The organism is Desulfovibrio sp. OH1186_COT-070 (assembly GCF_003860215.1).
In the GTDB taxonomy this organism is placed as follows: Bacteria; Desulfobacterota; Desulfovibrionia; order Desulfovibrionales; family Desulfovibrionaceae; genus Desulfovibrio.
On record NZ_RQYH01000026.1, the window covers coordinates 22,547 to 31,645 of the forward strand.

The 9,099-nt window shown below is 53.8% G+C and carries 7 protein-coding genes; 6 read left to right on the top strand and 1 reads right to left on the bottom strand.

Going from position 1 to position 9,099, the window contains the following annotated elements; all coding sequences use genetic code 11:
* The first annotated feature begins 204 nt into the window (after positions 1 to 204).
* From EII23_RS08810 to EII23_RS08835, 6 genes are all read left to right on the top strand, one after another.
* Positions 205 to 3,456 (top strand): ATP-binding protein, encoded by a 3,252-nt coding sequence (locus EII23_RS08810; protein ID WP_185702347.1) that lies wholly within the window; start codon positions 205 to 207, stop codon positions 3,454 to 3,456.
* A gap of 613 nt (positions 3,457 to 4,069) precedes the next feature.
* Positions 4,070 to 4,450, top strand: coding sequence for a helix-turn-helix domain-containing protein (locus EII23_RS08815; protein WP_124793021.1), 381 nt, complete (start codon positions 4,070 to 4,072; stop codon positions 4,448 to 4,450).
* A gap of 54 nt (positions 4,451 to 4,504) precedes the next feature.
* Positions 4,505 to 5,554 carry a Fic family protein gene (locus tag EII23_RS08820; protein WP_124793022.1) on the top strand — a complete coding sequence of 350 codons (1,050 nt, stop codon included), beginning with the start codon at positions 4,505 to 4,507 and terminating at the stop codon, positions 5,552 to 5,554.
* A 73-nt stretch (positions 5,555 to 5,627) separates the two neighbouring features.
* Positions 5,628 to 6,029 carry a very short patch repair endonuclease gene (locus EII23_RS08825; protein WP_260424666.1) on the top strand — a complete coding sequence of 134 codons (402 nt, stop codon included), beginning with the start codon at positions 5,628 to 5,630 and terminating at the stop codon, positions 6,027 to 6,029.
* Positions 6,020 to 7,504: a DNA cytosine methyltransferase gene (locus tag EII23_RS08830; RefSeq protein ID WP_124793024.1), complete on the top strand. Its 1,485-nt coding sequence runs from the start codon at positions 6,020 to 6,022 to the stop codon at positions 7,502 to 7,504. The genes EII23_RS08825 and EII23_RS08830 overlap by 10 nt, the downstream gene beginning before the upstream one ends.
* An 18-nt stretch (positions 7,505 to 7,522) precedes the next feature.
* Positions 7,523 to 8,467, top strand: coding sequence for a hypothetical protein (locus tag EII23_RS08835; protein WP_124793025.1), 945 nt, complete (start codon positions 7,523 to 7,525; stop codon positions 8,465 to 8,467).
* Positions 8,468 to 8,725: 258 nt separating this feature from the next.
* Here the strand turns inward: EII23_RS08835 and EII23_RS08840 are convergent, their stop codons facing one another.
* Positions 8,726 to 8,995, bottom strand: coding sequence for a hypothetical protein (locus EII23_RS08840; protein WP_124793026.1), 270 nt, complete (start codon positions 8,993 to 8,995; stop codon positions 8,726 to 8,728).
* Between the last annotated feature and the right edge of the window lie 104 nt (positions 8,996 to 9,099).

A 9,099-nucleotide genomic window follows, 5' to 3' on the forward strand; every position in this document is an offset into this window, starting at 1 on the left:
AGGTCAGGATTCTTGCGCCCCGCCTGTGGCATGGGTTTTTATGCTTTACAAAGTGTGACTTTTCGCGTTTACTGATGTAAAAATCACATACGTGAGGTGCGGACGCACACTCCCGCCGCAATGGAGATGGCGCTATGCAAAAGTGTTGTGGAAGAACCTGTTCGGGGATTGTGGGGCGTTCTCCCCGCAATCGCGGGAACTGAAATGAGCAGTGCGCTTTCCCCCCTTTTGCGGGAGCTGATGAATCTCTCCCTGTATGCATATGCCCTGATTGATTGTGACACCCTGTGCGTGGTGGAATGGAATCCTGCTTTCTCCGCGCTGTGCAGGCCGTTGCCGGAGCGCGGGGCCCCGGTCAGCGCCCCCGGATTCCCTTGTGGTCTGCGCGATTTGGTGAAAAATCCGGAAGAATGGCCTCTGGCGGGCGAACCTGCGGAGAAGTATCCGTGGCGACCTCTCTCCAACTGTCGTATGGATGGTGGAGAACTGTGGGGCAGGCTGCTTCACAGAACGTCCGACACCGGGCAGTTGCTGGTGGCTCTCAAGCGCGAGAGCGGCTGGGAAAGACTTTTTTCCCGTGCCGGAAGCGGCGATATTTTTGATTTTTTCCCCGGAATGGTGCTTCTGCTTGATGCCGGACGCCACTTTCTGGCCTGCAATGAAGCCTTTTGCCGGTACATGGACAAAAGCAGGCAGAGCATCCGAAACCAACCCCTGGCCGCAGTGCTTTCCCCCCATTCCCTGCCGCACATTCAGCGGCTGCTGGATCGTTGCGAGCAAAGCCTTTCACCCGTACAGGAAACACTGGCCTTCACCCACAACGGTGTTGAAGTGTGGGTAACGGCTTTTTTTCAGCCCGTATATGACGGCAACAATGTTTCGGTGGGAACGCTGGCGGTCTTTGACGATATCACCGAACGCTATACCATGGAAGGCAGCCTGCAACGCCGGGACATGCTTTTGCAGGGGACCAGCCGTGCCGCGCAGATGCTCCTTTCGGATGATCGCTGCTTTGACGAGACGGTCAATAAAGTTCTGGAGATGCTCGGCCGCGCCACCGGCGTGGACCGCGTGTATGTGTGGAGCATCCATCCCAGCCCCCACCCCGAAATCAATCCCGAACTGCATACCACCCAGTTGTACGAGTGGTCTGAAGGAGCGGACCCGCAGCAGGATTCGGACATCTGTACCAACCGCCCCGTCTCCGAAGCCATCCCCACCTGGATCGACACCTTCCGGTCCGGCAGGTGCGTGAACAGTCTTGTGCGCAACATGCCGCCGCTGGAGCAGGAGCAGCTTGCGCCGCAGGGCATTCTCTCCATCATCACCGCTCCCATCCTGTTTCACGGCGAACTGTGGGGCTTCATCGGTTTTGACGACTGCCATTCGGAATATGTCTGGACAGAGCCGGAAGAAAACATCCTCCGCGCCGCAGGCACGCTCATCGGCATGACCATCCGCAACCAGCGCGTCAACGCGGCCCTGCGGCAGGCCGAAGAGCGTTTTCGCATGGTGGAGGAAGCTTCAGGAGAAGTTATCTGGTCTGTGGACGGGGATTTTCGCCTTGTTTACATTTCTGACAAGGTCATTCCCATGCTGGGCTTCACTCCCCAGGAGGTGCTGGGCAAGGATATCCGTTCCCTGTGGGAAATTCCGGAGAATCTGTCCGACCATATCGGCCCTGAAAATCCCATTCTGCGCAATGTGGAACTGCCCGTGCGCTGCAAGGACGGCTCCCGGAAATGGCTAAGGTCGTCTTGGAAATTCGTGTTTGACGACGAAGGACGCCGCCTGCACGGCTTTGGCTCCAGCCAGGACGTGACCGAAGTGCGTCAGGCCCATGAAGATATGCGCCGGACCAAGGAAGCTCTGGAACAGGCCAATATCCAGTTGGCCAACGCCGCCGAGGTTGCCGACCGTTTGGCGGGCGAGGCCAGCGCGGCCAGTCAGGCCAAGAGCGAGTTTCTGGCCAACATGAGCCATGAAATCCGTACGCCCATGAACGCCATCATCGGCATGACCCATATTCTGCTGCGCACCGATCTGAAACCCCGCCAGCGGGAATTCATGGAAAAAATAGACTTTGCCGGCAAATCCCTGTTGCGGGTGGTCAATGACATTCTTGATTTTTCCAAGGTCGAAGTCGGCAGGATGGATCTGGAAGACATCCCCTTTCATGTGGAGGATGTGGTGCGCGGGGTGCAGGACCTTGTGGCCCACCGGGCGGAAGCCAAGGGACTCAGCCTGACCGTCAGGATTGCCCCCGAAGCGCAAAAACAGTATTTCGGGGATTCTTTGCGCCTGGCCCAGGTGCTCACCAATTTGTGCACCAATGCGATCAAGTTCACCTCCACAGGCGGCATTTCCATCACCGTGGAGCAGCAGGACGAGGCGGACGGCGTGGCCGTGCTGCACTTCACGGTTACGGATACGGGCATTGGGCTGAGCAGGGAGCAGATCGACAGGCTGTTCACGCCCTTTACCCAAGCGGATACTTCCACCACCAGGCGCTATGGCGGCACCGGTTTGGGGTTGGCCCTGTGCCGCAAGTTGACCCGCCTCATGGGCGGTGACATCTGGTGCGAAAGCACCTTGGGGCAGGGAACGTCCTTCCATTTTGTCTGCCGCTTCCCCAGCGTGCCCGCCGAAGAGCGTCAGAGCTCCGGCCCGGAAACCTTTGGCGACATGCGGGTGCTGGCGGCTCTTCCCCAAGGGGCGGATCTGGAAAGCGTCAGGGAAATGCTCTCCGTCATGGGCTGCAAGCATGTGGAACTGGCGGAGACAGTGGAGGCTGTGCTGGAGCGGGCCAGCGCGGCCAGTCCGCCCGATGTGCTGGTGACGGGGGACGACTTCAGGGATCTGGATCGCCTGGACGCAGCCTGCGAGCACGGACACCTGAAATTGCCGGTGATACTGGTCAGCGCGGCGGGCGGCAGGCATCTTTCCGGAGCGCGCACCCTGTACAGGCCGATAACGCAGTCATCGCTCTACAATTGCCTGACAGAGATTTTTGGCCGGGATCTGGGCCTCGCCGAGCGCGATAGGGAGCGCCGCGAGGAGGAAGACCTTGTGGGCCTCTACAAAGGCAGCCGGATCTTGCTGGTGGAAGACAACGAGATCAACCAGATGGTGGCCGAAGAAATGCTCACCCAAGCGGGCATGCATGTGACCATCGCGGAGAACGGGGTGGAGGCTCTGGACATTCTGCACGAGCAGGACTTTGATCTGGTGCTCATGGACATCCAGATGCCCGAAATGGATGGCCTGACGGCCACGGGCAAGCTGCGTGCGGAGCGGCGCTTTGCCAGCCTGCCCATTGTGGCCATGACGGCGCACGCCATGCAGGAGGACCGCCAGAAAAGCCTTGACGCCGGAATGAACGCGCATCTGACCAAACCCATCAACAATATGGAGTTGCTCAGCACCCTGGCGGAGTGGTTGGGCAAAAAGCGGTAGCGCGTTTTCTCACGAAAAGTATACCTGTTTTGTATATCCCAAATAGTGGATGCAGCAGGTTTTTTGGCGCTCCTCGCCGGACAAAAAGAACCCCGGAAGCTTTTTTCTCAAGACTTCCGGGGGCTATATCAATCCTGGCGGATTTTTTCTTGGTAGCAAGGGAGGCTCTTTGATTTATGCCATAATTTTTTGAAATTAAATGAGAATGTTTATTTTTACATTTTTTATACCCCCACAAATACCCCCAGAGTCTCTGGACGCTTGCGGACAAGGGCAAAGCACTTCGGACATAAGCAGTTCTGTAGACAAATGAACTACAGAACGCCACTGGTCGTGGTTCCGCTGACATGCCGCCACATGCCTTCCTGTTGCAATTCCGGCTGCCTTCGGGCATACCAACCTCTGGTGCTGACTACACCGTTACCCACAGGCGGACCGCCGCCGACACTGCGGGGTTGTGCTTGCGTCTGCAAGTGTGACCGTCTCTTCGCGTATGCTGTCGGGAGCGGGTGAATACAATACCCTTCGGGGAAATAAGCCCGCCGTCCTGTGGCGGTAGTCAGCTCCCGGCTTTGCCTTTGGGCATGGCCATACAGTAACGCCGGAGAGCTTTATGACCGAAGACCCCGCCCCGTATGCTCCTTTGTATCCCCCTGGTGCCGCCGCCCGTTTGCAGCGAGTTTTTGAAGCTGCCGCGTGTCGCACACAAACCGAGCTCGCCACTTTTCTGGGCGTGCGGCAATCATCCATTGCCGACGCCAAACGGCGTGGTTCCATTCCGCCGGAATGGCTGGTGACGCTCCTGCTCAAGCAATGGGTCAATCCTGCCTGGGTGCTCACCGGTAAGGGCTCACGCTATTTGCAACCGGCAGAGCCAGGGGATACTCCATATTCACATGTGCAGCCGCTGGCTGAGGCGGAGTGTTCCACGCCTTGCTCAACGGAAGCCCTGCTGGCAGAGATTATACGGCGGGTGCTGCGGGAGATTGGATGAAAACGGGTGAACTTGCGGCTTGACAAAATGGGTGAAATCGGATGTATAAAAGGTATGTTTACTACAGACAATCTCACCATTACGCCGGAAATGCTCACGCTCACGGCGGCCATTGACGAGTTCAAGGGGGCATGGCAGGCCCTGGGCACGCTTGCGCCGGAACGGCTTTCCGCATTACGTCGCGTGGCCACCATAGAAAGCGTGGGCTCGTCCACACGCATTGAAGGCAGCGCGCTTTCTGACAGCGATGTGGAAAAACTGCTATCCAACCTGTCCATTGGCACCTTTGCCACCCGCGATGAGCAGGAAGTGGCCGGATATGCCGAAACTATGGAGCAGATTTTTCAATCCTGGGCACATATTCCGCTGACGGAAAATCATATCCGCCAGTTGCATCGTGACTTGCTGCGCTACAGCGACAAGGACGCCCGGCATAGGGGCAACTACAAGACTGCGCCCAACAGTGTGGCAGCCTTTGACGCGGCTGGAAGGCAGATAGGCATTGTTTTTGAGACAGCCACGCCCTTTGAAACCCCGCAACGCATGCGCGAGCTGGTGGAGTGGACGCAAGCCGCGCTGGAAACACGCAGCCTGCATCCTTTGTTGGTCATTGGCGTGTTCACGGTGGTGTTTCTGGCCATACATCCCTTTCAGGACGGCAACGGTCGGCTGTCGCGCATTGTGACCGCACTGCTTTTGCTGCGCTGTGGCTATGCCTATACGCCGTACTCCTCGCTGGAAAGCGTCATCGAACACAGCAAGGAAGGGTATTATCTGGCATTGCGGCAGACTCAGGGAAGCCTGCGCACAGAGGCTCCCGACTGGAAACCGTGGCTGCTGTTTTTTCTGCGCACCCTGCATGAGCAGGTACAGCGCCTGGCAAAAAAGGTGGAGCGAGAACGACTGATACTCGCGGCCATGCCTGAACTTTCTTTGCGCATTGTTGAGCAGGCCCGCGAACATGGGCGGGTAACGCTCAAGGAAATGCAAGTGCTCACCGGAGCCAGCCGCAACACCCTGAAAGAGCACTTCCGCCGCCTGACGGCAAATGGGCAACTGGTGATGCAGGGCAAGGGGCGCGGGGTGTGGTACAGGCTGGGGTAATATCTGAAAACCAAATGTACAAACCACCAGGCTGTCTATGGATGTTCATACCCCGGAGCAGCGCAGCTTCAATATGTCCAGGATTCGGTCAAAGAACACGAAGCCGGAATTACTGGTGCGCAGACTTCTGCACCACATGGGGTACAGATTCCGGCTGCACAGGCGTGAGCTTCCCGGTTCGCCGGACGTGGTTCTGCCCCGACATCATGTCCTGATTTACGTCCATGGATGTTTCTGGCATCGTCATGAAGGGTGTCGTTTTGCCACAATCCCCTCCACTAATACTGAAAAGTGGCAAAGAAAATTTCAGGAAAATATACTTCGTGATCACAAGAACAGAGAAGATGCCCAGCGACTTGGTTGGCGGTCGATTGTTGTCTGGGAATGTGAGACCCGCAATCTTGAGCTTCTGGCTTTCCGACTGGATGCCGTTCTTAGACAACAAACAGAAGGAGACGGCAACGCATGCGGGTAATTGATCTGTTCGCCGGGCCAGGTGGTCTGGCAGAAGGCTTCAGCAGTGTGGAAGACATCAATGGCAACAGGGCCTTCAAAATTGCTTTGTCCATTGAAAAAGAAACGGCTCCATTCAACACGCTGCGCCTGAGGGCCTTTTTCCGTCAATTCCCCTTGCACCAAGCGCCTGAGGCCTATTATGATTTTTTGCGGGGCACACTGTCCCACGAAAAATTTATGACCCAATTTCCCGAAGAAGCAAGCAGGGCTGAGCAGGAAACCTGGCAGGCAACCCTTGGAGATACGGCGCACGAGCTTGTTGACCAGCGAATTATTGCGGCCCTCGCCGGAGAGTCTGACTGGCTGCTCATCGGCGGGCCACCCTGCCAGGCATACTCGCTTGTGGGAAGGGCGCGAAATCAGTGGACGCCGGACCACACACCAGATGAGGAACATCCTTACTACTATTTGTACAAAGAATATATCCGCGTAGTGGAGCAGCACGCTCCCACAGCTTTTGTCATGGAGAATGTGCCTGGCTTATTCTCGGTTATCGGTAAGGAAGGCCCACTGATAGAGCATATTCTGCACCGACTCCAGAACCCGGGCAATGGTGTACGGTATCATTTGTATTCCATGAGCAAAGGGGCCTGGGACTGGGGGCAATCCCCCAGGGAATTTCTTGTCAGGGCAGAACGTTTTGGGCTGCCGCAGGCAAGACATCGTATTATCATTTTTGGCGTGAGAGCCGATGTGCCGGGTATTGAATTCAGCCCCTTGGAGCCCAGGAACGGCCTTGCATTGAAAGAGGTTATCGGGGGGTTGCCCCCGGTTCGGGGCGGTTTTTCCAAGGAGCAGGATTGCCTTGAGGCATGGCAGAAACACCTGGACGCGGTGTTGTCTCAACCCTGGTTTCAGTGGCTGGAAGACCAGCAGCCGCAGGCCGCTATGCTGATGCGGCAGAGCATTGCGACAATTTGTGGGCGGAAACTTGACAGAGGCGGAGAGTTCGTTTCCTGCTCTCCGGACAGCCCTGCGCTTGCGGATTGGTACACAGACCCACGGATTGGGGGACAATGCCATCATGCCACGCGAGGACACCTGGCTTCTGACCTCTGGCGTTACTTTTTCAGCGCCTGCATGACGCGGGTTCTGGGGCGCTCACCCCGTCTGGAAGAATACCCGTCGGAGCTGCTGCCAGCGCATAAAAACGCGCTTGCCGGAAAATTTAATGACAGATTCCGCGTACAATACGCTGATACTCCGGCCAAGACTGTGACCAGTCATATCTCGCAGGATGGGCATTACTTTATCCACTATGACCCAACACAGTGCCGCAGCCTTACTGTGCGTGAAGCAGCCAGAATACAGACTTTTCCTGACAACTATTTTTTCTGTGGAGGCAGAACCAGCCAATTTGAGCAGGTTGGAAATGCGGTGCCCCCTTATCTGGCGTATTTGATAGCAAGACATGTAAGCGAAGTTGTCAAATGAACATTTTACGGAGTCTATATGCCTTTGCTAGATCTCTTTGAAAAAGGTCGCGATACCGTGCTTGCAATGTCCGCAAGTCAAGTTTTGGCGATTTCCGGAGATGGAAATTTGAAAGATGGCTCACATGCCAGCCATGAGTTGAGAGAGTTTCTAACTCGTATCGGCTTACAACACATTGAAAGATATGCGCGAGATTGTCTGAGCGAAAAAATACTGTCAGGCGGCTTATTCTTACAGGATATTGTTAATGAACTGGGAAGAAGGCTCGAAAACACGATTGACTATGGCCTATATCGCGGTGTCAGAGGTAAAGTTGGTTATGACGGTTTATGGACGTTGCCAGAAGGCCACAGCATTCTTGTAGAGGTAAAAAGCAGCACGGCCTACACAATAGACTTTGACAGAATTGCTTCATACAGAGACAGGCTTAAAGAAGATAGCAAGATTGAAAAATCTTCATCAATCTTGTTCGCTGTTGGAGATGAAGATACAAGCGGCCTTGAGGCGCAGATTCGCGGTTCAAGATACTCTTGGGACATTCGCGTTATAAGCATTGAGGCACTTATAAAACTTGTTAAAATTAAAGAGTCAACGGAAGAAGAAGCTACTCTAAAGAAAATAAGAGGCCTTCTCATTCCAATCGAATATACTAAGCTCGATGGAATAATAGATGTTATGTTTACGACAACATCTGACATTGAGGAGTCAATGGCAGCTCAGGATATTAATGTTAATGAAGTCGTTCTAGGCAATAATTGCAATGCAGATATCTCTTACAATGTAGAGAGAACACCTAAAGAAGAAATTGAAAGTGTTAAGCAGAACATAGTTGCTACAGTAGAAAAACATCTTGGGGTTTCATTCCATGCAAAATCAAGAGCTTTATATTTAACAAAAGATGGACAAACGAAATTATTCTGTGCTGTATCAAAACGATACCCAACAACTTATGCCGAATACTGATATACCTACAGATTGTCGCATCAAAAATTTTTTGAAGGGACACAAAACTCCTATATTGCCCTTGGCTGTACAGACAACCCACAAATTTTTTTGATTCCAGCACAAAATATTGAAGCAATAATATCTTCACTAAACTGCACAGAAAGCAAAACAGGAAATAAGTATTGGCATTTATGCATAGCAAAAGAATCTGAAAATTTTGTTCTCGTGACGCAGAAAGACAAAGACAATTTTTTATTAAACGATTTTTTGATACAACTATAGAGAAAATTGCATCCCAGTTTCTTCAATTCGCTTCTCAAGCTGCACAAGCACCCCACATTGTTGTTCTGTAGGTATCCGGCGCGGCATGGTCAAGGCAATATCCAGCACTCCGCGCTCCTTCGGAGAGAGGACTATTTTATTTTTCCGGCAGAAATCATCGACCTGCGCCCAGTACGCCTGCCCCTTGTTCACCACAGCAGCCTGTGCATCAATTGATAACGTACAGAAAGTTTCGCACATTTGAAAAATGACGTAGCCCTCCAAGTTGGTTAGATAGTGTCGTCAAACTATGAATAGTATGATAACACCTCTTCCTGCATGACAGGAGAAGCTATGCGCGCACATCGACGACATGATATTTGTGACAG